Genomic DNA, 25,603 nt, shown 5'->3' with positions numbered 1-25,603 from the left:
GTTTTGTCTCCGGTTCCAGAGTTCGGGTCGTCGAATGCAGAAGCTTTTCAAGTGGGCCAGCAAATGGTGGCCAGGGCTAATTCCCTTGGCCGTCATGTGGGGATTTGCGGCCTGGAATAATACCTTGCCGGTCGAGGCGGACCTTTCCGCCCGCAGCTCGGCGGCGCTCAAGGATACCGTTCTGGACAAGACCCGGATCGCGGTGGACGGCCGCGACGTTGCGCTGGCCGCGGACGCCTTTTCCGAGGAGGGGCGCCGCGACGCCGTGATGGCGGTCGAGCTCGTCCCCGGCGTGCGCCTGGTCGACGACCGGACCCGCCTTGTTCCCGAAGCAAAGCCCTTCGTCTGGAATGCCGAGCGCGACGTGGTGCGGGTGACGCTGTCGGGTTCGGCTCCCCTGCCGTCGATGAAGGCGCGCCTGACCGAGGCCGCGCGCAAGGAGGTCAACGGGGTCGAGGTCGCCGATCAGATGAGCCTGGCGCGCGGCGCGCCGCCGCGGTTCGAGGCGGCCGCGATGCTGCTGCTCGACCAGATCGGCAAGCTCAAGGACGGCAAGATCACGATCACGGACACCAAGGTCAATCTGTCGGGCATGGCGCGCGACCTCGGCGGCCGCGAGGCGATTGCGGCCGCGCTCAAGAACCTGCCCGAAGGTTTTTCGATCGCCGCCAACGAGGTCAAGGCGCCACCCTACATCTTCCAGGCCTACAAGGATCCGGTTGCCGCGACGGTGACGCTGACCGGCTACGTGCCCGACAACACCGTGCATGCGGCGATCGCGACCAGCGCGTCGCGCAAGTTCTTCACCGAAAAGGTCGTCGACAATCTCAAGGCCAGCGTCGGCGCGCCCGGCTCCTTCAATACTGCCGTGGTCGCAGCCCTCGGCGCGCTGTCGCGGCTGTCGACCGGCACGCTCGTGGTGTCTGATCGCGAGGTGAAGCTGTCGGGCGATGCCCTCTACGAGGGGGCCGCCAACGACATCCGCGCCGGGCTCGGCAAGGACTTTCCAAAGAACTGGCAGTACAAGCCGGAGATCACAGTGAAGCCTGCCGCGGGCCCGGTCGACGGCACGGTCTGCCAGCAATTGTTCACGGAGCTCCTGAACAAGGGCAAGATCCGCTTCGCAACGAAACGCGCCGACATCGACCCGGATTCCGCCGGCATTCTCGACCATCTCATCGAGACGGCGCTGCGCTGCCCCACCACCAATATCGAGGTTGCCGGGCACACCGATGCCGATGGTGAGGACTCCTTCAACCAGGCTCTCTCGGAGAAGCGCGCGCAGGCGGTGATCGACTACTTGGTCAAGGCCGGGCTGCCGGCTACGCGTTTCACCGCGGTCGGCCATGGCGCCACGCAGCCGCTCGCAGGCAATGACACCGACGAAGGCAAGGCGCAGAACCGCCGCATCGAATTTCTGGTGAGGTGAAGATGCCCTATCTCGTCTCGTTCCATCTGGGCTGGCTGATCGGTTCGCTGCTGCTGGGCTTTTGCATGGGCTGGATCTCGGTGGTCCAGCGCGGCAACGGCACCTCGAAGGTGACGGCGCGCTGGCTCGCCGTGCTTGCCGCGGCCCTGGTCGCGGCCTCCCTCGCGCATGTGGTGCCCGGCCGCTTCGGCTATTGGCTCGATCTCGGGCTGATCATGTTCGCTTGCTACCTCGTCGGCTGCACCATCGGGGCCTGGCTGCGCGACCGGGTGGTCTCGCGCGCCGCGCCGCCAGCCGCTCTGTGATGTTGCTCTGCACCCTGGCCGCCGGGGCCAAGGCCCGGCTGCGCGGCCTTTCGGCTGGTCGGACAACCGTGAACCACAGCGCCGATGACCCCCTCTTTCGTCAGGCGGGAGAGGCCCATAGATTGACGTCGGCTTAAGCCGTGACGGAACATTGTGCGGTCGAAATCATCAAAACTTCATGGCGACTGCGCAGGATTGCCATGGAGATTCGCGTCAGGCCTGCCGCCGAAAGCGCCAAACCGTGCATCAGGAGCCCGCAACCCTGCCTAAAATATTGAAGGCACGAGTTTTTGTTCGAATTGCTGAATTCCACTCCGCCCCAAAACGCGCTAGTGGAGGAGCAGTGGGCTTGCGCGATGCCGGAGCTGGCGGCGAGGGGTCGTCGATTGCCTGTGTGACGTCCGCCTGCCCGCCGGCCACCCTGGCCGCCGAAGCGTTGTTCGAGGTCTAGATGCTGGAAGCCATACGCAGGGCGATGACGTTGCTGCGCCAGAAGCAAATCCTGCATAAGCTTGGAGTTGTGATCAGCGTCGCGGTCATCGGCATCGCTTGCTATGTGCTCTACCACATGCTGCGCGGCATCGACGTCAACGAGGTCCTCGAAGCGATCAAGAGCACCGAGCCGAGCCAGATTGCGATGGCGGCGCTGTTCGTGGCCGCGGGCTATTTCACCCTGACCTTCTACGATCTGTTTGCCGTGCGCGCGATCGGCCATGCCCATGTGCCCTACCGCATCAACGCGCTCGCCGCCTTCACCAGCTATTCGATCGGCCACAATGTCGGCGCCAGCGTCTTCACTGGCGGAGCGGTGCGCTACCGCATCTATTCGGCCTATGGGCTCAACGCGATCGACGTCGCAAAGATCTGCTTCCTCGCCGGCCTGACCTTCTGGCTCGGCAATGCCGCGGTGCTCGGCCTCGGCATCTCCTATCATCCGGAAGCCGCTGCCTCGATCGACCTGCTTCCGGCCTGGCTGAACCGGATGCTGGCGATGATGATCATCGTGGGGCTGGTCGCCTATGTGGTCTGGGTCTGGACCCAGCCGCGGGTGGTCGGCCGCGGGCCCTGGACCGTGGTGCTGCCGGGCGGCCCGCTGACGCTGCTCCAGATCGCCATCGGCATCATCGATCTCGGCTTCTGTGCGCTCGCGATGTACGTGCTGGTCCCGGACGAGCCCAATCTCGGCTTCGTCGTGGTGGCGGTGATCTTCGTCTCGGCGACGCTGCTCGGCTTCGCCAGCCACTCGCCGGGCGGGCTCGGCGTGTTCGACGCCGCCATGCTGGTCGGCCTCTGGCAGATGGACCGCGAGGAACTGCTGGGCGGCATGCTCCTGTTCCGCGTCCTCTATTATCTCTCCCCCTTCGTCATATCTGTAATCTTGCTGACGTTTCGCGAGGTTATAATCGGCGCTCGATCGAAGCGCTTGCAGCAGGCGGCGCTCAAGCTCGACCCCGGCCCGGCGCGTGAAGCCGCCTATGTGAGAGAGCGCAGCGACAGCGGCGCCTGACCGGCGCACCCCCTTAGGAGAAGCACGCCCCGATGGCGATCGACGCCCCATCTTCTCCCTCCGCGCAGCCCTGGTCCGACCGGCTGCGGCACTCGACCGTCATCCTGATCGCGGCGGCGCTGGCGCTGTCGGTGGTGGTCTCGCTCGGCGAATTGTCGGTGATGCGGGCGGCGGCGGTGTTCCTCTGCATCGCGGCCGCGGCGCTGATCCCCTGGCGGCTGCACGACAACGCCGCCTCGCGCGACGATACCCGCCGCGTCAATCCGGTCGAGAGCGCGGCGGTGGCCGCGGTCGTCGCCGGCATGCCGGATCCGGCGGTGCTGCTCGACCGCGCCGGGCGTGTCATCCATCTCAATGCCGCCGCCGCCCAGCTGGCGCCGGCGCTGCGCAAGAACGAGCTCGCCCAGTTCGCGCTGCGCTCGCCGGAGATCATCACCGCGCTGCGTGAATCGATCGCGACCACCGAACCGCGGCGCGCGACCTATCTCGACCATGTCCCGGTCGATCGCTGGATGGAACTGATCATCACGCCGGTGCCGGTGCCGACAACCTTCGGCGGCGCCGACAAATGCATGCTGATGACCTTCCACGACCAGACGCCGCTGCGCCGGGTCGAGGAGATGCGCGCCGACTTCGTCGCCAATGCCAGCCACGAGCTGCGCACGCCGCTCGCCGCGCTGTCGGGCTTCATCGACACGCTCCAGGGCCAGGCCAAGGACGATCCCAAGGCCCGCGAGCGCTTCCTGGGCATCATGCACAACCAGGCGACCCGGATGGCGCGCCTGATCGACGATCTGCTCTCGCTGTCGCGGGTCGAACTGTCGGCCCATGTCCGGCCCGACACCCTGGTCGACCTGCTGCCGATCATCTTCCAGGTCGCCGACGGGCTCGAGCCGCTGGCGCGGGAGCGCCAGGTCGAGGTCGAGACCAATCTGCCGGACGCGCCGGTCATGATCGCGGGTGACCGCGAGGAGCTGCTTCGACTGTTCGAGAACCTGATCGAGAACGCGCTCAAATACGGGGCCTCGGGCGGACGTGTCATCGTGTCGCTGACAAACCCGGCGGCCTCTGACGGAACTCAAGAAATCCGGGTCATGGTCCGCGATTTCGGGCCCGGCATCGCGCCCGAGCACCTGCCGCGCCTGACCGAGCGGTTCTACCGGGTGGACGTCGGCGACAGCCGCTCGCAAGGCGGAACCGGACTCGGATTATCGCTGGTGAAACATATTCTTAACCGCCATCGCGGCCGGCTTTTAATCGAAAGCGTGCCCAGGCAGGGCGCCACTTTTACCGCCTGTTTTCCCCAGGCGAAGGCCCCGGCTTCGAGCTAATACTCAAGCGATTTCAATCGCTTGGATGTGTCATCCAGCTGTCACGAAACCTTCGTAAAAGCACAGCCGACCGATCCTAAAGGGGCGGCACGGGGAGCGCGATCGGGCGCGGATGGCGCTTCGCTCCCCTGTATGGAGACCAGCATGAATTTCATCAAAACCATCGTCGCTGCTGGCTTGGTCGCCGCATCGACGACGGCGGCCTTTGCTGCCGACATCACGGGTGCAGGCGCGACGTTCCCGTTCCCGATCTATTCGAAATGGGCTGACGCCTACAAGAAGGAGACCGGCAACGGTCTGAACTACCAGTCGATCGGTTCGGGCGGCGGCATCAAGCAGATCCAGGCCAAGACCGTGACCTTCGGCGCCAGCGACGCTCCGCTCAAGGCCGAGCAGCTCGAGAAGGACGGTCTCGTCCAGTGGCCGATGGTGATGGGCGCCATCGTTCCCGTCGTCAACATCGAGGGCGTGAAGCCCGGTGAGATGGTGTTCGACGGCGAGACCCTCGCCAGCATCTATCTGGGCAAGATCACCAAGTGGGACGACGCCGCGATCAAGAAGCTCAACCCGAACGTGAAGCTGCCGTCGGAAGCGATCACCGTGGTCCGCCGCTCGGACGGCTCGGGCACCACCTTCAACTTCACCAACTACCTCGCCAAGGCCAGCGCGGACTGGAAGAGCAAGGTCGGTGAGGGTACGGCGGTCGAGTGGCCGGTCGGCGTCGGCGCCAAGGGCAACGAAGGCGTGTCGGGCAACATCAGCCAGACCAAGAACTCGATCGGCTACGTCGAGTACGCCTATGCCAAGCAGAACAAGCTGACCTACACCGGCCTCGTCAACAAGGCCGGCAAGCCGGTGCAGCCGACGGTCGAAGCCTTCCAGGCGGCCGCTTCCAACGCCGATTGGGCCAAGGCTCCGGGCTACTATGTCATCCTGACCGACCAGCCCGGCGAGAAGTCCTGGCCGATCACCGCGGCGACGTTCATCCTCATGCACAAGGCAGCCACCGACAAGGCGGCCTCGCAGGAAGCCATCAAGTTCTTCCGCTGGGCCTTCAAGAACGGCGGCAAGGCGGCTGAAGAGCTCGACTACATCCCGATGCCCGAGGGCGTCGTGACCCTGATCGAGAAGACCTGGGCTGCCGAGATCAAGAGCTAAGCGCCCTTGTCCCGGACACGGCGCCGGGATCTCAAAAGACGTCCGCTCCGGATCGGCATCGCGCCGCATCCGGAGCGCAAGACCAACAACGAGACCAACAACAAGCGTATATAAACGGGCACAGGGGATCGGCGTGGCAGAGATGGCCGTTCAGAGCGATGTAATCGACGACGCCGGACCGTATGACCGCGCCAAGGCCTTGAGCGCGTTCAAGCTCGGCGACGTCACCTTCTACTGGATCACGCGGCTCTCCGCGATCTCGGTGCTCCTGATCCTCGGCGGCATCATCCTTTCGCTGATCGTCGGCGCCTTCCCGGCGATGAAGGAATTCGGCATCTCCTTCCTGTGGACGCAGCGCTGGGCGCCGTCGGCCGATCCACCGGTTCTCGGCGCGCTCGGACCGATCTACGGCACGCTCGTGACCTCCTTCATCGCGATGCTGATTGCCATTCCCGTGGGTCTTGGCATCGCCATCTTCCTCACCGAGCTCTGCCCGCAATGGGCGCGCCGCCCGATCGGCATGGCGATCGAACTGCTCGCCGGCATTCCTTCGATCATCTACGGCATGTGGGGCTTCTTCGTGCTGGGCCCGTTCCTGGCCAACACGTTCCAACCCTTCATGATCAGGATCTTCGACGGCGTCCCCGTGCTGGGGGCGATCTTCGCAGGTCCGCCGTCCTATCTCAGCCTGTTCAACGCCTCGCTGATCCTCGCCATCATGGTGCTGCCCTTCATCACCTCGATCTCGGTCGACGTGTTCAAGACGGTGCCTCCGGTCCTCAAGGAGGCCGCCTATGGCGTCGGCTGCACCACCTGGGAAGTCGTCCGCAGCGTGGTGATCCCCTACACCCGCGTCGGCGTCATCGGCGGCGTCATGCTGGCCCTGGGTCGCGCGCTCGGCGAGACGATGGCGGTGACCTTCATCATCGGCAACTCGTTCCGCATCTCGTCGTCGATCTTCGCGCCGGGCACCACGATCTCGGCGGCGATCGCGTCCGAATTCGCCGAAAGCGACGGCCTGCACCAGTCCGGCCTGATCCTGCTCGGTCTCCTGCTGTTCGTGCTGACGTTCTTCGTACTCGCGGCTGCCCGGCTGATGCTGATGCGGCTGGACCAGAAAGCGGGGAAGTAACATGAACCCGATCTATTCACGCCGCCGCCGCAAGGACATCGTGATCCGCGGGCTCTGCTTCGGCGCCGCCGCCTTTGGCGTCACCTGGCTCGCGCTGATCCTGGTCACGCTGCTCTACAACGGCCTTGCGGGTTTGAACCTCGAGATCTTCGTTGCGGACACTCCGCCTCCGGGTTCGACTGAAGGCGGCTTGCGCAACGCGATCGTCGGCTCGCTGATCATGACCGTGCTCGGTGTCGGCATCGGTGCGCCGCTCGGCTTGTTCGCCGGTACCTATCTCGCCGAGTACGGCCGCAACGACAAGCTGACCTCGGTGATCCGTTTCATCAACGACATCCTGCTTTCGGCGCCCTCGATCATCATCGGCCTGTTCATCTACGGTGCGGTGGTGGTGCCGATGCGCGGCTTCTCGGCGATCGCCGGCAGCCTTGCGCTCGCCGTCATCGTCATTCCGGTGGTGCTGCGCACGACCGAGGACATGCTGCTGCTGGTGCCGAACGCGCTGCGCGAGGCGGCGTCCGCGCTCGGCCTGCCGCGCTCGCTGGTGATCAAGCGCATCGCTTATCGTGCCGCCCGCTCCGGCCTCATCACCGGCGTGATGCTGGCTACCGCCCGCGTCGCCGGCGAGACCGCGCCGCTGCTCTTCACCGCGCTGTCGAACCAGTTCTTCAGCCTCGGCCTGAACAAGACGATGGCGAACCTGCCGGTTACCATCAACAACTTCGTGCAGAGCCCCTACGCCTACTGGAAGCAGCTCGCCTGGAGCGGCGCCTTGCTGATCACGTTGACCGTGCTTGCCCTGAACATTGGCGCGCGCCTCCTTAGCGCCGAGAGGACTGCAAAATGAGCGAAATGTCTGTTTCCGTCAGTACGCCCGCCGTTCAGCACGGCTCGCAGCCGCTGCCCGAGGCGCCCGCCAAGGTGACGGTTCGCAACCTCAACTTCTACTATGGTGAGCACCACGCGCTGAAGAACATTAACCTGGCGCTCGGCACCAACCGCGTCACGGCGTTCATCGGCCCGTCGGGTTGCGGCAAGTCGACCCTGCTGCGCATCTTCAACCGGATGTACGACCTCTATCCGGGCCAGCGCGTCACCGGCCAGCTCATGCTCGACCAGACCAACATCCTCGACCCCAAGCTCGACCTCAACCTGCTGCGCGCCCGCGTCGGCATGGTGTTCCAGAAGCCGACGCCGTTCCCGATGACGATCTACGAGAACATCGCGTTCGGCATCCGTCTCTACGAGAAGATCTCGAAGTCCGAGATGGACGACCGCGTCGAGAAGGCGCTGCGTGGCGGCGCGCTGTGGAACGAGGTCAAGGACAAGCTCAACGCCTCCGGCCTGTCGCTCTCCGGCGGCCAGCAGCAGCGCCTCTGCATCGCCCGCACGGTCGCGGTGCGGCCCGAGGTCATCCTGTTCGACGAGCCCTGCTCGGCGCTCGACCCGATCTCGACCGCCAAGGTCGAGGAGCTGATCCAGGAGCTGTCCGAGAACTACACGATCGCGATCGTCACCCACAACATGCAGCAGGCGGCGCGCGTCTCCGACAAGACCGCCTTCATGTATCTCGGCGAGCTGATCGAGTTCGACGACACCAGCAAGATCTTCACGTCGCCGACCGACCGGCGCACGCAGGATTACATCACCGGCCGGTTCGGCTGAGGAGACGGGACATGGGTTCTGAACATACCGCAAAGGCCTTCGATACCGACCTCCAGGAACTCACCCGCCTGGTCGCGGAGATGGGCGGGATCGCCGAGCGCATGATCGTCGATTCCGTCGACGCGCTGATCCGCCGCGACGTCGCGCTCGGTCAACGCGTCGTCGCCATCGATGCCGATCTCGACGCACTCCAGAAGAAGATCGAGGAGCGCGCCGTGCTCACCATCGCGCGCCGCCAGCCGATGGCTGTCGATTTGCGCGAGATCGTCGGTGCCATGCGCGTCGCGACCGATCTCGAGCGCATCGGCGACCTCGCCAAGAACATGGGCAAGCGCGTCGCGGCGCTGGAGACCGATTTCCATCCGCTCAAGCTGTTCCGCGGCCTCGAGCACATGACCGACCTCGTGCAGCAGCAGGTCAAGTCGGTGCTGGACGCCTATGCCGCGCACGACCTGCCGGCGGCGATGGCGGTGTGGAAGGGCGACGAGGAAGTCGACGCCATCTGCACATCGCTGTTCCGCGAACTCCTCACCTACATGATGGAGGATCCGCGCAACATCTCGTTCTGCATCCATTTGATGTTCTGCGCCAAGAACATCGAGCGCATCGGCGACCACGCCACCAACATCGCCGAGACCGTGTTCTACATGATCGAGGGACAGGCGATCACCGACAAGCGGCCGAAGGGCGACATGACGACCTTCGCCACGACGGTTCCGAATACTTAAGGAGCGACGACCCGATGGGCGCACGCATTATGGTGGTTGAGGACGAGGAAGCTCTCACCGAGCTGCTTCGCTACAATCTCGAAGGCGACGGCTATGACGTCGAGACGGTGATGCGCGGCGACGACGCCGACACCCGTCTCAAGGAGCACATCCCCGATTTGATCGTGCTCGACTGGATGCTGCCGGGACTGTCCGGCATCGAGCTGTGCCGGCGGCTTCGTACCCGCCCGGAGACCAAGCAGCTCCCGATCATCATGCTCACCGCGCGCGGCGAGGAGAGCGAGCGGGTGCGCGGACTTGCGACCGGCGCCGACGACTACATCGTCAAGCCGTTCTCGGTGCCCGAGCTGCTGGCGCGCGTGAAGGGCCTGCTGCGGCGCGCAAGCCCGGAGCGGCTCGCAACCGTGCTCGCCTATGGCGACATCGAACTCGACCGCGACAAGCGCCGCGTGGCGCGCTCGGGCCGGCCGATCGATCTTGGTCCGACCGAATATCGCCTGCTGGAGTTCTTCCTGGAGCATCCGGGCCGGGTGTTCTCGCGCGAGCAACTGCTCGACAGCGTCTGGGGCCGCGACATCTATATCGACGAGCGTACCGTGGACGTACATATCGGCCGCTTGCGCAAGCTGCTCAATCTCGGCCGCGAGCAGGACCCGATCCGCACCGTCCGCGGCGCCGGCTACGCGCTCGATGATCGCTTTGCGAAGGCAGAGCAGGCGTAGGGTTTGCGGCGTGACGTTGGCAGACTGATCCAGCGGGCTGCCGCCGCATTCTCCGGTGTCGTCCCTGCGAAAGCAGGGACCCATAACCACAAAGAGTGGTTTGGCGAAGACTCGGAGTGACCATCCCGCGGGATAAGTGCGCCTTGGGATTATGGGTCCCTGCTTTCGCAGGGACGACATCCGATTTGTTGAACCGTCTTAGCGCGACCACTGGCCGCGCGCTGATGACCTCAGCGTGGACCCGGCTTCGCCGGCGCGCGCCGGCGATCCGCTGCGGGCTGATACGCCACGCGCGAGTGCTGGGCGCAGTAGGGCAGGCCGGAGAGCGCCTTGCCGCCGCAGAAGAAGAAATCCGGGCTCGAGGGATCGCCGACCGGCCAGTGGCAGGTCGCCTCGTTCAGCTCCAGCAGCGACAGCCGCTGGCTCATCGGCACCACGTTGTCGTAGGTGACCGGTTCGGCCTCGACCTCGACCTCGAAGGCCTGCGCCAGCGCGGTGTTGCCGCGCGCGATCGGCCGGGTCACCCGCATCATGTGCTGCGCGGGACGCGCCTTGCGCGGCCGGGGCGCTGCGGACGAGGGGCTCTTTGCGCGGCCGGACAGGCCGAGCCGGTGCACCTTGCCGATCACCGCGTTGCGGGTCACGTTGCCGAGCTCAGCGGCGATCTGGCTGGCCGAAAGTCCGGCCTCCCAGAGCTTTTTCAGCTGCTCGACGCGATCATCTGACCAGGTCAAAACCGTCATTGCACCCTTTCCTCCGCCGGCGCCTGCCATCCTGGGGCCGCACAGCGAATGCCTAAGCTTCGAAAAACCCGTGCCGTCAGAATCCCTTAAGGCTCGCCGGGCGCGCCAGATGCGCCCGAACGCTTACGCCGGTACATGAGGACTTAGAGGATCAGAACTGCTGCACGAGATGTCGTATCTGACAAGCCAAACGCTACAATATGGCGTGACTCACGCGCAAGAGTCCGCCGACTCGCTTCCACATGTTCCGTCGCGAAAATACGCAAAATCACCACCGCAAGACTACGGATTCAGCATTTCGCGAGGCTTTCCAGGCGGCATTGACACCCGTTTCACCAGGCATAAGATGGTCCTGCGTGCCGCCCTTAAAAGGCGGCACGTTTCGTTTTCCGGGCCGGTCAATGGTGCGTTGCGCAATGCACGCTCACACCGTCCGCAACAATCAAGTGATCGTCATGACTAACAGCGCAGCGCCGCATTTGCTCCCCGTTTTCGCCAGGTCCGACCTCGGTTTCGAGCGCGGCGAAGGCTGCTGGCTGATCGCGACCAACGGCGAGCGTTATCTCGATTTCACCTCGGGCGTGGCGGTGAATGCGCTCGGCCACGCGCATCCTGCGTTGGTCAAGGCGTTGCAGGAGCAGGCCGCCAAGCTCTGGCACATGTCGAACCTGTTCCAGAGCCCGGATGGCGAGAAGCTTGCGGCGCGTCTGTGCAACGAAAGCTTCGCGGACTTCGTGTTCTTCTGCAATTCCGGCGCTGAAGCGCTGGAGGGTGTGATCAAGCTGGTCCGCCATCATCACTTCTCCAAGGGGCATCCGGAACGTTATCGCATCATCACCTTCGAGGGCGCCTTCCACGGCCGCACGCTGGCAACGCTGGCTGCGACGGGGTCTGCAAAATATCTCGAAGGTTTTGGTCCGCCGATGGACGGTTTCGACCAGATCCCGCACGGTGACATCGAGGCCGTGAAGAAGGCGATTGGTCCGCAGACCGCCGGCATCCTGATCGAGCCGATCCAGGGCGAGGGCGGCGTGCGTTCGGCGACCCCCTCCTTCCTCAAGGCGCTGCGCCAGCTCTGCGACGAGAAGGGCCTGCTGCTCGCGTTCGACGAGGTGCAGACCGGCATGGGCCGCACCGGCGATCTCTTTGCGCACAGGCGCACCGGCGTCACGCCTGACGTCATGTCGCTGGCGAAGGCGCTCGGCGGCGGCTTCCCGATCGGCGCGGTGCTGGCGACTGCGGATGCGGCTTCCGGCATGGGGCCCGGCTCGCACGGCTCAACCTTCGGCGGCAACCCGCTGGCGATCTCGGCTGCGAACGCCGTGCTCGACGTCATGCTCAAGCCCGGCTTCTTCGATCACGTGCAGAAGATGTCGCTGCTGCTCAAGCAGAAGCTCGCCTCCGTGATCGACCGTCATCCCGACGTCGTCAGCGAAGTGCGCGGCGAAGGCCTCCTGATCGGCATCAAGGCCGTGGTGCCCTCCGGCGATCTCGTCGCGGCGCTGCGCGACCAGAAACTGCTCACGGTCGGTGCCGGCGACAATGTCGTGCGTTTCCTGCCGCCCCTGATCGTCAGCGAAGCCGAGATCGAGGACAGCGTCGGGCGGCTCGAACGCGCCTGCACTGCGCTTGCGGGCACCAAGCGGGCGGCAAGCTGATGAGTAACTCCCCCAAGCACTTCCTCGATATCAACGAGCTGCCGCTGTCGGAGCTCAAGCGCATGCTCGCCGCATCCTCCGCGATGAAGGCGAAGCAGAAGGCGCAGCAGCCCGTGAAGCCGCTCGAAGGCAAGACGCTGGCGATGATCTTCGAGCGCCCCTCGACCCGCACGCGCGTGTCGTTCGACGTCGCGATGCGCCAGCTCGGCGGCGAGCCCATCATGCTCACCGGCGCCGAGATGCAGCTGGGCCGCGGCGAGACCATTGCCGACACCGCGCGCGTGCTGTCGCGCTATGTCGACGCCATCATGATCCGCATCCTCAATCACGAGGCCTTGCTGGAGCTTGCGGCAAACGCCACCGTGCCGGTCATCAACGGCCTGACGCGCCGTTCGCACCCTTGCCAGGTGATGGCCGACCTCATGACCTATGAGGAACATCGCGGCCCGATCGAGGGCCGGACGGTGGCCTGGACCGGCGACGACAACAATGTGCTGGCGTCCTGGGCCCATGCGGCCGAGCGCTTCAAGTTCAAGCTCAACGTCGCAACGCCGCCCGAGCTCGCACCGAAGAAGGTGATGCGCGACTTCATCAAGGCGACCGGGGCGTCGATCGTGCTCGGCACCGATCCCGAGGCCGCCGTGCATGGCGCCGACTGCGTCGTCACCGACACCTGGGTGTCGATGGGCGACAAGGAAGGCGAGCACCGTCACAACGTGCTCAAGCCCTATCAGGTCAATGCCAAGCTGATGTCGCTGGCCAAGCCCGATGCGCTGTTCATGCACTGCCTGCCCGCCCATCGCGGTGAGGAGGTCACCGACGAGGTGATCGACGGCCCGCAATCGGTCGTGTTCGACGAGGCCGAAAACCGCCTGCACGCACAGAAGGGCATTCTGGCCTGGTGTTTCGACGCGGTGAAGTAGGTTCGTCGGAGGCCGGCTGCCGACCTCACATAGAGCTGTCGTCCCTGCGAACGCAGGGACCCATACCGCGGAAGCTCTCTTGTGGCAGGCTGGCCGAGGCTAACAGTCTTCGCCAAACTGTAGCCTGTGGTTATGGATCCCGGATCGGCGCTCCGCTTCGCTACGCTTGTCCGGAACGACACTGAATTTGAGGCGGCCTGGTACGGTTCAACCTGCATCGGAACACACCACCCAGCGGCCCCTTCCATTTCCCGCCCTCCGACCCCAGATAGAGCGCCATGGTTTCCCAATCCCCTGACATGAATACCGGGCTCGAAGGCCCGGTTCGCGCACCATCAGCGGTTCCCATCGATGACGCTGTGCTGCCCTACGAGGTCGACGCGCTGGACGTGCGCGGGCGCCTGGTGCGGCTCGGTCCCGCGCTCGACGAGATCCTGACCAAGCACGATTACCCTGCGCCGGTCGGCAAGCTGCTCGGCGAGGCCATCGTGCTGACGACGCTGCTCGGCTCGGCGCTGAAATTCGAGGGCCGCTTCATCCTCCAGGCCCAGACCGACGGTCCGGTGTCGTTCCTGGTCGTCGATTACATGGCGCCGGATCGTCTGCGCGCCTATGCGCGCTACGACGCCGAGCGCCTCGGCGAGACAAAGGATTCCGGCACGCTGCTCGGTAACGGTCATCTCGCCATGACCATCGACCAGGGTCCCGACATGAGCCGCTACCAGGGTCTGGTCGCGCTCGATGGCGGCAGCCTGGAAGATGCCGCCCACGAATATTTCCTGCGCTCCGAGCAGATCCCGACGCGCGTGCGTCTCGCTGTCGGCGAGGAGTGGCGTTCGAGCGACGGCGGCAAGCATCGCTGGCGCGCCGGCGGCATGCTGATGCAGTTCCTGCCGAAGGCGCCTGAGCGCGCGCGGCAGGCCGATTTGCATCACGGCGATGCGCCCGAAGGCGTCGAGGCGCATGCTGTCGCCGAGGACGACGCCTGGGTCGAGGCGCGTTCGCTGATCGAGACCGTCGAGGACGTCGAGCTGATCGACCCCGAGCTCTCCGGCGAGCGACTGCTGTTCCGTCTGTTCCACGAGCGTGGCGTGCGCGTGTTCAATCCGCTGGTCCTGAAAGCGCAGTGCTCCTGCTCGCGCGATGCGGTCGCGTCGATGCTGAAGAGTTTTTCGCCCGACGACCGCGCCGCGATGGTCAAGGACGACAAGGTCGTCGTGACCTGCGAGTTCTGCTCGTCGGTGTACCAGTTCACGCCGGATGAAGCCGGCGTGGAAGGCGCGTAACAGCCGCGGTGCCGTAGCCCGGGTGAGCGCAGCGATACCCGGGATCCCACTCGCAAAGATCCCGGATTTCGCTACGCTCATCCGGGCTACGAGACCGTGCATTGACGGGCAGCACATCCTCCGTCATTGCGAGCGCAGCGAAGCAATCCAGAGTCTTTCCGCGGTGGCAGTCCGGATTGCTTCGCTGCGCTCGCAAGACGAGGTTGGGGAAGCTGCTCGCCAAGAACTCGGACATCGTAGGGTGGGCAAAGCGATGCGTGCCCACCAGCCCGCGCTAGTTCAACACCCGCTTGTTGTCCGGGCTATCCAGCGAGAACGTCGGCACGTCGATCTCGAAGCGTTCGCCGCTTTCGCTGACCATCAGGTAGCGGCCGGTCATGAAGCCCGAGGCGGTCGCGAGCGGCACGCCGGAGGTGTATTCGAAGCGCTCCCCGGGAGCCAGGGTCGGCTGCTCGCCGACCACGCCCTCGCCCCTGACCTCCTGCTGGCGGCCGGTGGCGTCGGTGATGATCCAGTGCCGCGTCTTCAGCTGCACGGTTTCGTCGCCGGAATTGGTGATGACGATGGTGTAGGACCAGAAATAGCGGGAGCGGTCAGCCGACGACTGCTCCGGAACAAAGTTCGGCTCGACGGTCACTTCGATCTGGCGGGTCACGGCGCGGTACATGGCCGCCATCATAACGAAAACCTGGCCGGGAACCAAACGCCCGCAAGCAGTTTTGGCGACATCGTGCCGCCAGAATTGCCGAGGAAGTAGACCCAATGTGATCCGGCCGCTTTGCGAGATAACGTCCGGACCTGTACACTCCTTGACACGTCGCGAATTGCGGAAGGGTTTCGGGCCCCGATGACCATTGCCGACCAAGTGACGGGATCGACGATCGCGGGAACCGCCCAACCTGTGGACGCCAAGTCTGCGGGGGCGAAGCCGCGCGCCACCGCGCCGGCCATCACGCTGCCCGCCATCGGCGAACGCGAGCTCCGGCTCGACCTGTTCCGCGGGCTCGCGCTGTGGCTGATCTTCGTCGACCATCTGCCGGCGAGCCTTTTGACCTGGTTCACGATCCGCAATTACGGCTTCAGCGACGCCACCGAGATCTTCATCTTCATCTCCGGCTACACCGCGGCGTTCGTCTACGGTCGTGCCATGCTGGAAAACGGCTTCGTCGTCGCCACCGCGCGCATCCTGCGGCGGGTCTGGCAGATCTATGTCGCCCATGTCTTCCTGTTCACGATCTTCCTCGCCGAAATCTCCTACGTCGCGACCAGGTTCGAGAACCCGCTCTACACCGAAGAGATGGGCATCATGGATTTCCTCAAGCAGCCCGACGTCACGATCGTGCAGGCGCTGCTGCTGCGCTTTCGTCCGGTCAACATGGACGTGCTGCCGCTCTATATCGTGCTGATGCTGGCGCTGCCCTTGATCCTGTGGCTGATGAAATGGCGGCCCGACGTGACGCTCGGCCTCTCGGTCGTGCTCTACGCGGTGACCTGGGAATACGACCTCTATCTGTCGGCCTATCCGAACGGCTTCTGGGCGTTCAATCCCTTCGCCTGGCAATTGCTCTTCGTGTTCGGCGCATGGTGTGCGCTCGGAGGTGCGCGACGCATGTCGCGCATCCTGGTGTCACGCGTAACGATGTGGATAGCGATCGCCTATCTGGTCGCGGCGTTTTACGTGACGCTGACCTGGTATGTGCCGCAGCTCTCCCACTTCATGCCGAAGCGGCTCGAGCAGTGGATGTATCCGATCGACAAGGCCGATCTCGACGTCCTGCGCTTCACGCATTTCCTGGCGCTCGCCGCGCTCACCGTTCGCTTCCTGCCGCGGGACTGGCCGGGCCTGAAATCGCCCTGGCTGCGGCCGCTGATCCTCTGCGGCCAGCATTCCCTGGAGATCTTTTGTCTCGGCGTCTTCCTGGCCTTCGCCGGCCATTTCATCCTGGCCGAGGTCTCCGGCGGCGCAGGCGTGCATGCGCTGATTAGTCTCTCCGGAATCCTGATCATGTGGGGCGTGGCGTGGGTGATTTCATGGTACAAACGCGTGGCTGACAAGAGCGGTGCGAAAACCAAAAACGCCGTCGGCAACGCCGATCTGGCGGGAGGGGGCTGATGAAGGCGAAGGTTCTCCTGAGCCTGGTCCTGCTGTGCGGTAACCTCGCCGCGCCCCTGGCGCGCGCGGGCGATGCTGCGTCGACTGCTCCGGCCGCGCCCCCGGCCTGCGAATTGCCGTCCTATCTGCTCACCACGGAAAGCCAGCTTCCCAGGGTCGCGGATGCCATCAAATCCGGCAAACCGCTCGAAATCCTGGTCATCGGCAGCCGCTCGACCACGATTCCGGCCTCCGAGGACAGCTCCTATCCGGCGCGCATGCAGGCCATCTTGAAGGACAGGCTGTTGCCGTCGGAGGCAGTGCACGTCTCCGTAGAAATACAGAGCAAGAAGACGGCCGAGGAGGCGGCCGCCACCTTCGTTAAGCTGTTGGAAGCAAAAAGGCCTACTTTGGTCATCTGGCAAACCGGGACGGTGGATGCTATCCGAGCGATCGATCCCGACGATTTTCGCGGCGCGGTGACCGAAGGGGTTTCCGCTTTGCAAAAAGCAGGGGCCGACGTCGTGTTGATGAATTTGCAGTACAGCCCGCGTACCGAAACCATGATCTCGGTGCCGCCCTATCTCGACAATATGCGGGTGGTGGCGCAGGAGCATGACATCCCGCTGTTCGACCGTTTCGCGATCATGCGGCAGTGGAATGATCAGGGTCAGTTCGACCTGTTCAGCCCGGCCCGCGGGCCAGAGCTGGCGAAACAGGTCCACGATTGCCTTGGCCGGGCGTTGGCACAATTCGTGATCGACGCAGCCCATCTGGAGCCGGCGCAGCAGCAAAATTGAGGTCTAGCGTTAATGAGTTCTCTCCGCCCTTTTTGCCTGACGGCATGGCTGGCTGCGCCCGCAGCGGTTCTGCTGTTGCTGACGCCGGTGTCGCTGGCACCAGCGCAGGCGCAGGCCACGCAGGCAACGCCCGCGCCGCAGCAGGCCGCTAGGCCGGCTTCCGCTCCGCCCTCCCAGACCACCGTCGCCGTGACCTCTCCCGAACAGCGCGGCGTGACCGCGCGCGCCATCGACAAGGTGAAGCAGGTCGCGAAATCCGCCGGCGACATTTTCAGCCGCGTGCCCTGCCTTGCGCCGAAGGGCGGCTCGAAGACGATGGGCTCGCTGCCGCATGTCGCGGGCAAGCTCGTTGCCGGAAAGCCCGTCGTCATCGTCGCGTTCGGCTCATCGTCGACGGCAGGCTATGGCGCGACCTCGCCCGATTTCAACTATCCGAACCGTCTCGCCGCGCAGCTTCGCCGGCAATATCCGACCGCCGACATCACCGTCATCAATGCCGGTGTCGGCGGCGAGGACGCGCCCGAGATGATGAAGCGCCTCCAGAAGGAGGTGATCGACGTGCATCCGGATCTCGTGATCTGGCAGGTCGGCACCAATGCGGTGCTGCGCAATCTCGATCCCGGCGACACTGCAAAACTGGTCGAGGACGGCATCTCCCGCATCCAGGCTGCCGGCGGCGCCGATATCGTGCTGGTCGATCCGCAATACTCTCCGGCGGTCAATCAGCGTCCCGAGAGCGCCGGCAAGATGGTGAAGCTGCTCGGCAAGGTCGCCGAGCTCCGTCACGTCGGCATCTTTCCTCGCTTCGAGGTGATGCGCGACTGGCACGAGACGCAGGCGATCCCGATGGAGAGCTTCGTCATCGCCGACGGCCTGCACATGAACGATTGGGGCTACGCCTGCTTCGCCCAGCTCCTCGGCGACGACATCATCCGCTCCGTCGGCCAGATCAAGCTCGGCGTGAATGTCCCCGCGGACGTGCGGACGTACCGGCCGATGTGAGATGGAGCGAATAGTGAGTGGCGAATAGCGAATGGAATCTGATCCATTGGCTACTCCCTATTCGCCATTTGCCCGTTACGCCTTCTCCAGCGCGGCCGTCAGATCCTCGATCAGATCATCCGGATGCTCGAGCCCTGCCGAGAAGCGGATAAAGCCCTCGCTGATGCCGAGCGCGGCGCGATCTTCCGGCTTGAGGCGCTGGTGCGTCGTGGTCGCCGGATGCGTGACGAGGCTCTTGGCGTCGCCGAGATTGTTCGAGATCTTGGCAAGCTTGAGCTCGTTGAGCACGCGGAACGCCGCGGCCTTGCCGCCCTTCACCTCGAAGCCGACCAGCGTCGAGCCGCCGCGCATCTGCTTCTTCACCAGCGCCGCCTGCGGATGATCGGCGCGGCCGGGATAGACCAGCCGGGAAATCTTCGGATGGCTCGCCAGCACGTCGGCGATCCGCGCTGCGCTGTCGGTCTGCGCGCGCACGCGCACGCCGAGCGTCTCCAGGCCCTTGAGCAGGACCCAGGCGTTGAACGGCGAGATCGACGGGCCGGTCTGGCGCATGAAATTGTGGATGTGCTCGGCGATGAAGGCTTCCGAGGACAGGATGATGCCGCCCAGACACCGGCCCTGGCCGTCGATGTGCTTGGTCGCGGAATAGACCACCACGTCGGCGCCGAGCGCGAGCGGGCTCTGCCAGATCGGCGTCGCGAACACGTTGTCGACGACGAGCCGTGCGCCGCCCTTGTGCGCGATCTCGGCGATGCCGGGGATGTCGAGCACGTCGAGCGTCGGGTTGGTCGGGCTCTCCAGGAAAAACGTCTTGGTGTTCGGCCTCAAGGCGCGCTGCCACTGGTCGAGGTCGAGGCCATCGACCAGCGTGGTCTCGATGCCGTAGCGCGGCAGCAGGTCCTGAATGACGTAGAGGCACGAGCCGAACAGGGCGCGGGAGGCGACCACGTGATCGCCGGCCTTGAGCGGCGCCAGGATCGCGGTCGTCACCGCGGCCATGCCGGTTGCCGCCGAGCGGGCGGCTTCGGCGCCTTCGAGCTCGATCATGCGGCGCTCGAACATCGCGATGGTCGGGTTCGAGTAGCGCGAATAGATGAAGCCGGGGTCCTCGCCCTTGAACCGCGCCTCGCACTCCTCGGCGCTGTTGTAGACGTAGCCCTGGGTCAGGAACAGCGCCTCCGACGTCTCGCCATATTGTGAGCGCAGGGTGCCGGAATGGACCAGGCGGGTTTCGGGACGGTAGTTGGCGGTCGACTTCGACATAGGTACCTCCGACATGACCGTCTCGTCGAAAACGGTCACAAAAAAACCGGCCTGGATAAAACCACGGGCCGGGATCACAGAGGTCCCCGGCCTGTTTAGCGACTTATTTAACGTGGCTGCAAGCCGGCCGGCTCAAATCACCACGGGATAAGTCATGCTCATATTCCGCAATGCCCTTTCCGTCAAGACGTCCATCGGCTAGCCGTAAAACGCTAGTATTTCCCGCATGTCGGGATGCGTTTGACCCCTGATGAGGACCCCCGGTTGACGTTCACGGTCGCCGCCGACGCCAATGGTATCCTGCCCGACCGCATGATCGCGGCGATGGCGGAGGCGGGGCTCATTCTGCCGGCCTACGACTTCGTCGAAAGCCAGATCCAGCCGGCGAGCCTCGATCTTCGCCTCGGCGACATCGCCTACCGCGTCCGTGCCAGCTTCCTGCCCGGGCCGGGTGCGACCGTTGCCGAGCGCATCGACGAATTGAAGCTGCACGAGTTCAGCCTCACCGACGGTGCAGTGCTGGAGACCAACTGCGTCTACATCGTGCCGCTGCTCGAGAGCCTGGCGCTGCCGCCGGAGATCGTCGCGGCGGCGAACCCGAAAAGCTCCACCGGTCGGCTCGACGTCTTCACCCGCGTCATCGCCGACGGCACCCGCCGCTTCGACATGATCGGCGCCGGCTATCACGGCCCGCTCTACGCCGAGATCAGCCCGAAGACGTTTCCGGTGCTGGTCAGCGAGGGCTCGCGCCTGAGCCAGGTACGTTTCCGCACCGGAGATGCCATCCTCAACGTCGACGAGCTCGAGGCGCTGCACGCGACCGAGCGTCTCGTCGATCTCGACGATGCCGATCTCACCGGCGGCGTCGCCGTCTCCGTCGACCTCTCCGGCGAGAAGGCCAACGGCTTCGTCGGTTACCGCGCCAAGCGCCACACCGGCGTCGTCGACGTCGATCGCCGCTCCGGCTATGCGGTGGAAGATTTCTGGGAGCCGATCTCGGCGCGTCCCGACGGTAGCCTGATCCTCGACCCCGGCGAGTTCTACATCCTCGCCTCCAAGGAAGCCGTGCAGGTGCCGCCCGATTACGCCGCGGAGATGGTGCCGTTCGATCCCCTGGTCGGCGAATTCCGCGTGCACTATGCCGGCTTCTTCGATCCTGGCTTCGGCTACGCCGGTGCGGGCGGGCAGGGCGCGCGCGCCGTGCTTGAAGTGCGCTCGCGCGAGGTGCCGTTTATCCTCGAGCACGGCCAGATCGTCGGCCGCCTCGTCTACGAGAAGATGCTGGCACGCCCCGACGCGATGTACGGCCAGCGCATCGGCTCGAATTACCAGGCGCAGGGCCTCAAACTATCGAAGCATTTTCGGGTGTAGCTTCACACTCTACTGTCATGCCCCGGCTTCACCGGGGCATCCAGTACGCCGCAGCCTCTCGATTTAAGTTACTGCCATCTCGGAACACTGGATCGCCCGATCAAGTCGGGCGATGACACCGAGTGTGTGTCAGGATGCGAATTGAAATCCGGGCTACGAGGTGGTGACATGGCCGATCAATCCGAGCTCGACGCAAATATCCTCGACGACGTCGCGGACGCGCTGATCTATTCGGACCGCTCCGGCACCATCATGCGATGGAACCGCGCATCGACGACGCTGTTCGGCTTCTCCGCCGACGAAGCGCTCGGCCAAAACCTCGATCTGATCATTCCCGAGCATCTGCGTGCCGCGCACTGGAAGGGCTTTGAAGCTGCGCTTGCCACCGGGGCGATGAAGCTTGCGGGCAAGCCGACGCTGACACGCGCGCTGCACAAGAGCGGACGCAAGCTCTACATCGAGATGACCTTTGCGCTGGTGCGCGATGCCGGCGGCGCCGTGATTGGATCGGTCGCGATGGCGCGCGACGTGACCGAACGCGTCGAGCGCGAGCGCGCAGCCAAAGCTGCACAAACTTCGTGATGCGGAATTGACGGGCTGGCGTGCAGGGCGCTCTGCTTGAGCGTCAGGTTGCCTCGCACCGGGTGCGGTGACACACTCGATCAAAACAACGATCGGGAGCGAACATGACCGCCATAGCGGACGCTGCGCAGGAAGCCCAATGGAAACGCTGGCGTGCGGTCGCCGACCTCTATCATGCCTATTTCACCGGCCTCATCCTGACCGTCGTCACGCGGCGCGGCTCGGCCGATGCTGCCGAATTCGTCTTCCGCGTGTTTCGCCGCCAGCAGCAGGAGCGCTTCCTGCCGGGGCTCGAAAAGCTCGGTCTCAGTCATTTGCCGCCGGCGGTGGCCGCTGCGCAATATCACTACCTCTCCAACTGGATCGGCGGCGTGCACGTCGAATACATGTATGAGAGCGACACCAAGGCCTGGATCCGCTATCCGCCGCCGCGCTGGATCTGGAAGGGCACCGCGATCTGCGGCGTGCCGGGCGAGGTGAGCCGCGCGATGCTGCGCGGCTGGCACGCCAACAACGGCGTCGCGCTCGGTGATTTGCGCCTCGGCTTCGTCTGCACCAAGCAGAGTGTCGACGGACAGGACGGACTTGAAGGCTATTACCACCAGTACGACCATCCGCTCGAGCTCGACCAGCGCCTGGTGTTCGCGCGGCATCTGGAAGCACCGCCGTTCGACGCGAAGACCGCGCCGGCGCTTCCCGTTGCAAGCTGGCCAAAACCGCGGCTCGAGAAGGCCTATCGCAACTACGCGATGGAATATGTCCGCACAGCTGCGCCCGTGATGGTGCAACTGTTCGGCCCAGAAGATGCCGGTTATCTCCTGCACCTCACCGGCAAGCTGATCGGCATGCAGTATTTCGACGAGACCGCCGCAGCACTGTCGCTGGGCCGCGGCGGCGCGGGTGAATTCGCCGCGTTCCTGAACGCGCTGTTTGCCGCGCAGGATGACGCTGCGGAGACGACGCGATCCGAAGGCACATTCGAGATCCGCCAACAGAGCTGGAAGTTGATGGACGACGTCGCCGACCATCACCGCGCCTGCGCCAAGGTGCTGGAGGGATTGTTTGAGGGACTGGCGGCGGGATGCGGGCGGCATATCAGCGTGCGTCTGCGCCCGACGGCAGGCAGCCGTCCGCCGCTGGTGTGGGCGATTGGATGATGCCGCGCGTGTGGTGGCCTCGTGGTTCGAGACGCCCGCTTCTCGGGCTCCTCACCATGAGGGTCTGACATCTCACCGCGAAGAGGTCCTCCTGAGGAGCCCGCCAGAGGCGGGCGTCTCGAAGGATGGCCGCATGGAGACTGACAACCGCAATTCCACGGGCTGAAATGCGCTGCCGCAGGGCACGCCTGCATCCGGCGCAGGAGGAATCGGCAATTGCCGTGCTAACAAGTCCCGGCCGCGCCCTGCGCGCGAAGAAATGATTGGCACACCTACTCATTGCCGCGCCGCGAATGGCGGTCGTGCCCGGGAGGGGACATGTCCGACATCGCCGAAATCCCGGTCGATGAACAAGAGCGTCCGCTGCCGTCACCGCCGCGTCCGGTGCGAAGCGCGCTGATGGACGGGCCAATTTTGCGCACGCTGCTCGGCCTCGCCTGGCCGAACGTGGTCGCGCTGTCCGCCGGCACCTGTGTGGTGATCGCGGAGACCTCCTATATCGGCCGGCTCGGCGTCGAGGCGCTCGCTGCAATGGCGCTGGTATTTCCGACAGTGATCCTGACCATGACGATGTCGGGCGGTGCCATGGGCGGCGCGGTGGCCTCCGCCATTGCCCGCGCGCTCGGCGCCGGTGACCGCGAGCGCGCCGGAACACTCGCCGCGCATGCGCTGCTGATCGGCATCACTTTCGGCCTCGTCTTCATGCTGGGCATGCTGATCTTCGGGGCGCGCGTGCTCGAGCTGCTCGGCGGGCGCGGCGATGTGCTGACGCATGCGGTCGCCTACACGCAGGTGTTTTTTGGCGGGGCCGTGCTGCCCTGGCTGCTCAACACCATGGCCGGCGTGTTGCGCGGCACCGGTAACATGAAGCTGCCGTCGCTGCTGATCCTCAACTCCGCGGTCTGGCAGGTCGTGCTCGGCGGCACGCTCGGTCTCGGGCTCGGCCCGGTGCCGCAGCTGGGCATGCGCGGCGTCGCCGCCGGCGCGCTGATCGCCTATTCGATGAACATCTGCGTGATGGGCTGGTACCTGTTCTCGGGCCGCGCGCGCGTCGTGCCGAAGCTCCGCGGACTTCGCGTCCAATGGGCGATGTTCTTCGACATCCTGAAAGTCGGCGCCATCGCCTGCTTCTCGCCGCTGCAATCGGTGCTGACGATCTCGATCTTCACCCATATGCTGGCGAAGTTCGGCACCGCGATCCTCGCCGGCTACGGCATCGGCGCGCGGCTGGAATTCCTGCTGACCTCGATCGCGTTCTCGTTCGGCATCGCCTCGGTGCCGATGATCGGCATGGCGGTCGGCGCCGGCCGCATCACGCGCGCGCGGCGTATCGCCTGGATCGCGGGCGCGACCGCCTTCGTCGCCGTCGGTGCGCCAGCGTGCCTGGTCGCGATCTTCCCGGACCTGTGGGTCAATATCTTCACCGACAGCGCCACCGTGCGCGCGACCAGCCATCAATATCTGTCGACGGTGGCGCCGTTCTACGCCTTCATCGGCCTCGCCTCGACGATGTATTTCTCGTCGCAGGGCGCGGCCAAGGTCATCGGGCCGGTGCTGGCGCAGACCGCGCGGCTGATCTACATCGCGGCGGTCGGCTGGTGGTTGTCGACGCATGATGCCACCGCGCAAAACTTCTTCTGGCTGGCCGCAAGCTCGATGGTCGTGCTCGGCCTGCTCTCGTGCTCCAGCGTGGTGCTGACACGCTGGGGACCGCGCGAAACAAAACCCGCGATCGGGCCTGCTCTCTCGGGCGCGTCGGACTAGGACGCACCTCTCAAGGGCGCAGGGTGCGTCGGCCCGCAGATTTATGTTTCCAAATGTTTCTCATTGCTCAGTGGCAATATCGGGCAACCTGGCCTGCTCGTTGCCGAATGCTCCGCGCCAGCTCCCGGGGACAACGTCACCGCGAGTCCATCAGAAGCACGGAAAGCCACCATGACCTCGATTTCGGCGCTCTCCTCCCACCACCACCGCGCCTCACCATTGCAGCGACTGCAAGATGAACTGCAGGCGGAAGTCAGTTCCGGCGCGATCAGTTCGTCGGATCAATCGGCACTTTCGGCTGCGCTCAGCGATATCGACTCCGCCCTGCAGTCAGGCAGTGCGAGCGATCTATCCAGCCGCAACGGATCATCGGCTGACGGTTTCAAGTCGAAGATCGACGATCTCATCCAGCAGGAAGTTTCGGCCGGCAAGCTGACCGACGATCAGGCCACCGAGTTGCAAGGCATCTTCAAGGCGGCGTTCTCGCAGGGGCCGGGTGGGGCAGGTGGACCGGAAGGAGCAGGCGGACCGCCGCCCGGCGGGCCTCCCCCCGCCAACGGCACGGACAGTTCGTCAAGCGGCAATTCGGTGGTGGATATGCTTCAGCAATTCCTGGATTCGCTGAAAAGCCTGCTCACGGATTCGACCTCGTCCAGCACGACGACATCGAGCGACACGACGGATGCAAGCGGATCTTCCTCGACCACCGCCACGGACAACGCGTCGAGCAGCAATTCGGCGACGGACCTGCTTGAACAATTTCTTCAGTCGCTGAAGAACTCGCTCGCGGATCCAACCTACAACGCGACGCGCTCGAGCGACGGGACCAAGGCCAGCGACCCGTCGATGTCCGGCGTCCTCATCGACGACCGGATTTGATACCGGCGGCACCCCATCCGCCGACACGGCGCAACCATCCTTCGTGCCCCGCGAAGGGTGGTTGCCTCGTTGCCAGAGTTGCCGCGCAGCGGCGACATGCCTAACC

The 25,603-nt window shown here is 64.9% G+C and carries 24 protein-coding genes and 1 riboswitch; of the genes, 21 read left to right on the top strand and 3 right to left on the bottom strand.

The genetic code is table 11. From position 1 onward, the window contains the following. The first annotated feature begins 34 nt into the window (after positions 1-34). The 10 genes from NLM15_RS42185 to phoB all read left to right on the top strand — a co-directional run bounded on the left by NLM15_RS42185 (position 35) and on the right by phoB (position 9,977). On the top strand, positions 35-1,429 hold the full coding sequence (locus NLM15_RS42185; protein WP_254123885.1) for an OmpA family protein: 1,395 nt from the start codon (positions 35-37) through the stop codon (positions 1,427-1,429). Positions 1,430-1,431: 2 nt separating this feature from the next. Beyond that, positions 1,432-1,734 carry a hypothetical protein gene (locus NLM15_RS42180; protein ID WP_254123884.1) on the top strand — a complete coding sequence of 101 codons (303 nt, stop codon included), beginning with the start codon at positions 1,432-1,434 and terminating at the stop codon, positions 1,732-1,734. A gap of 451 nt (positions 1,735-2,185) precedes the next feature. After that, positions 2,186-3,241: a UPF0104 family protein gene (locus NLM15_RS42175; protein WP_254123883.1), complete on the top strand. Its 1,056-nt coding sequence runs from the start codon at positions 2,186-2,188 to the stop codon at positions 3,239-3,241. A 32-nt stretch (positions 3,242-3,273) separates the two neighbouring features. Further along, complete coding sequence (locus NLM15_RS42170; RefSeq protein WP_254123882.1) at positions 3,274-4,572, top strand: ATP-binding protein; 1,299 nt, start codon at positions 3,274-3,276, stop codon at positions 4,570-4,572. A 144-nt stretch (positions 4,573-4,716) separates the two neighbouring features. Beyond that, positions 4,717-5,730 (top strand): phosphate ABC transporter substrate-binding protein PstS, encoded by a 1,014-nt coding sequence (gene pstS / locus NLM15_RS42165; RefSeq protein WP_254123881.1) that lies wholly within the window; start codon positions 4,717-4,719, stop codon positions 5,728-5,730. Between the two features lie 142 nt (positions 5,731-5,872). Further along, positions 5,873-6,862: a phosphate ABC transporter permease subunit PstC gene (pstC, locus tag NLM15_RS42160; RefSeq protein ID WP_254124718.1), complete on the top strand. Its 990-nt coding sequence runs from the start codon at positions 5,873-5,875 to the stop codon at positions 6,860-6,862. 1 nt (position 6,863) lies between these two features. Next, on the top strand, positions 6,864-7,709 hold the full coding sequence (gene pstA / locus NLM15_RS42155) for a phosphate ABC transporter permease PstA (protein WP_254123880.1): 846 nt from the start codon (positions 6,864-6,866) through the stop codon (positions 7,707-7,709). After that, positions 7,706-8,527 carry a phosphate ABC transporter ATP-binding protein PstB gene (gene pstB, locus NLM15_RS42150; protein ID WP_254123879.1) on the top strand — a complete coding sequence of 274 codons (822 nt, stop codon included), beginning with the start codon at positions 7,706-7,708 and terminating at the stop codon, positions 8,525-8,527. The genes pstA and pstB overlap by 4 nt, the downstream gene beginning before the upstream one ends. An 11-nt stretch (positions 8,528-8,538) precedes the next feature. Further along, the gene (gene phoU, locus NLM15_RS42145) at positions 8,539-9,255 is read left to right on the top strand and encodes a phosphate signaling complex protein PhoU (protein WP_254123878.1); all 717 of its coding nucleotides are present in this window, start codon (positions 8,539-8,541) and stop codon (positions 9,253-9,255) included. Positions 9,256-9,269: 14 nt separating this feature from the next. Continuing rightward, positions 9,270-9,977, top strand: coding sequence for a phosphate regulon transcriptional regulator PhoB (phoB, locus tag NLM15_RS42140; RefSeq protein ID WP_014491300.1), 708 nt, complete (start codon positions 9,270-9,272; stop codon positions 9,975-9,977). Between the two features lie 230 nt (positions 9,978-10,207). Here phoB and NLM15_RS42135 read toward each other — a convergent pair whose 3' ends face one another. Next, positions 10,208-10,720: a GcrA family cell cycle regulator gene (locus NLM15_RS42135; protein ID WP_014491301.1), complete on the bottom strand. Its 513-nt coding sequence runs from the start codon at positions 10,718-10,720 to the stop codon at positions 10,208-10,210. Between the two features lie 455 nt (positions 10,721-11,175). Here NLM15_RS42135 and NLM15_RS42130 point away from each other — a divergent pair, with 455 nt between their 5' ends. From NLM15_RS42130 to NLM15_RS42120, 3 genes are all read left to right on the top strand, one after another. Continuing rightward, on the top strand, positions 11,176-12,378 hold the full coding sequence (locus tag NLM15_RS42130) for an aspartate aminotransferase family protein (RefSeq protein ID WP_254123877.1): 1,203 nt from the start codon (positions 11,176-11,178) through the stop codon (positions 12,376-12,378). Beyond that, a complete protein-coding gene (gene argF, locus NLM15_RS42125) occupies positions 12,378-13,301 on the top strand; it encodes an ornithine carbamoyltransferase (RefSeq protein ID WP_254123876.1) in 924 nt (307 codons plus the stop codon). Before NLM15_RS42130 ends, argF begins: the two co-directional genes overlap by 1 nt. 278 nt (positions 13,302-13,579) lie before the next feature. Continuing rightward, on the top strand, positions 13,580-14,587 hold the full coding sequence (locus NLM15_RS42120) for an Hsp33 family molecular chaperone (RefSeq protein ID WP_254123875.1): 1,008 nt from the start codon (positions 13,580-13,582) through the stop codon (positions 14,585-14,587). A 274-nt stretch (positions 14,588-14,861) separates the two neighbouring features. On the opposite strand, the gene apaG is transcribed toward NLM15_RS42120, so the two are convergent. Continuing rightward, positions 14,862-15,254, bottom strand: coding sequence for a Co2+/Mg2+ efflux protein ApaG (gene apaG / locus NLM15_RS42115; RefSeq protein WP_254124716.1), 393 nt, complete (start codon positions 15,252-15,254; stop codon positions 14,862-14,864). Between the two features lie 180 nt (positions 15,255-15,434). Between apaG and NLM15_RS42110 the strand changes: the two genes are divergently transcribed. Genes NLM15_RS42110 through NLM15_RS42100 form a run of 3 tightly spaced genes read left to right on the top strand, consistent with a single transcriptional unit; the run spans position 15,435 to position 18,481 of the window. After that, a complete protein-coding gene (locus NLM15_RS42110) occupies positions 15,435-16,700 on the top strand; it encodes an OpgC domain-containing protein (protein WP_254123874.1) in 1,266 nt (421 codons plus the stop codon). Next, the gene (locus NLM15_RS42105) at positions 16,700-17,479 is read left to right on the top strand and encodes an SGNH/GDSL hydrolase family protein (RefSeq protein WP_254123873.1); all 780 of its coding nucleotides are present in this window, start codon (positions 16,700-16,702) and stop codon (positions 17,477-17,479) included. Before NLM15_RS42110 ends, NLM15_RS42105 begins: the two co-directional genes overlap by 1 nt. Before the next feature lie 12 nt (positions 17,480-17,491). Then, a complete protein-coding gene (locus NLM15_RS42100; protein ID WP_254123872.1) occupies positions 17,492-18,481 on the top strand; it encodes an SGNH/GDSL hydrolase family protein in 990 nt (329 codons plus the stop codon). Positions 18,482-18,556: 75 nt separating this feature from the next. Here the strand turns inward: NLM15_RS42100 and NLM15_RS42095 are convergent, their stop codons facing one another. After that, a complete protein-coding gene (locus tag NLM15_RS42095; RefSeq protein ID WP_254123871.1) occupies positions 18,557-19,744 on the bottom strand; it encodes an O-succinylhomoserine sulfhydrylase in 1,188 nt (395 codons plus the stop codon). Positions 19,745-19,818: 74 nt separating this feature from the next. Then, positions 19,819-19,898, bottom strand: a riboswitch (SAM riboswitch). 80 nt (positions 19,899-19,978) lie between these two features. On the opposite strand from NLM15_RS42095, the gene NLM15_RS42090 reads away from it, so the two are divergent. From NLM15_RS42090 to NLM15_RS42070, 5 genes are all read left to right on the top strand, one after another. After that, entirely contained in the window at positions 19,979-21,115 is a 1,137-nt protein-coding gene (locus NLM15_RS42090; RefSeq protein WP_375166920.1) for a 2'-deoxycytidine 5'-triphosphate deaminase, read from the top strand. A gap of 168 nt (positions 21,116-21,283) precedes the next feature. Next, positions 21,284-21,697: a PAS domain S-box protein gene (locus NLM15_RS42085; RefSeq protein WP_254123870.1), complete on the top strand. Its 414-nt coding sequence runs from the start codon at positions 21,284-21,286 to the stop codon at positions 21,695-21,697. Positions 21,698-21,801: 104 nt separating this feature from the next. Next, on the top strand, positions 21,802-22,854 hold the full coding sequence (locus NLM15_RS42080; protein WP_254123869.1) for a hypothetical protein: 1,053 nt from the start codon (positions 21,802-21,804) through the stop codon (positions 22,852-22,854). 318 nt (positions 22,855-23,172) lie between these two features. Beyond that, positions 23,173-24,618: an MATE family efflux transporter gene (locus tag NLM15_RS42075; protein ID WP_254123868.1), complete on the top strand. Its 1,446-nt coding sequence runs from the start codon at positions 23,173-23,175 to the stop codon at positions 24,616-24,618. Positions 24,619-24,789: 171 nt separating this feature from the next. Continuing rightward, positions 24,790-25,497, top strand: a complete 708-nt coding sequence (locus NLM15_RS42070; protein ID WP_254123867.1) for a hypothetical protein — start codon at positions 24,790-24,792, stop codon at positions 25,495-25,497. The last annotated feature ends 106 nt before the right edge of the window (positions 25,498-25,603 follow it).

The organism is Bradyrhizobium sp. CCGB20 (assembly GCF_024199855.1).
Lineage (GTDB): Bacteria > Pseudomonadota > Alphaproteobacteria > Rhizobiales > Xanthobacteraceae > Bradyrhizobium.
Note: the sequence above shows the minus strand (reverse complement) of the source record. Positions and strands in the feature narration are given on the sequence as shown.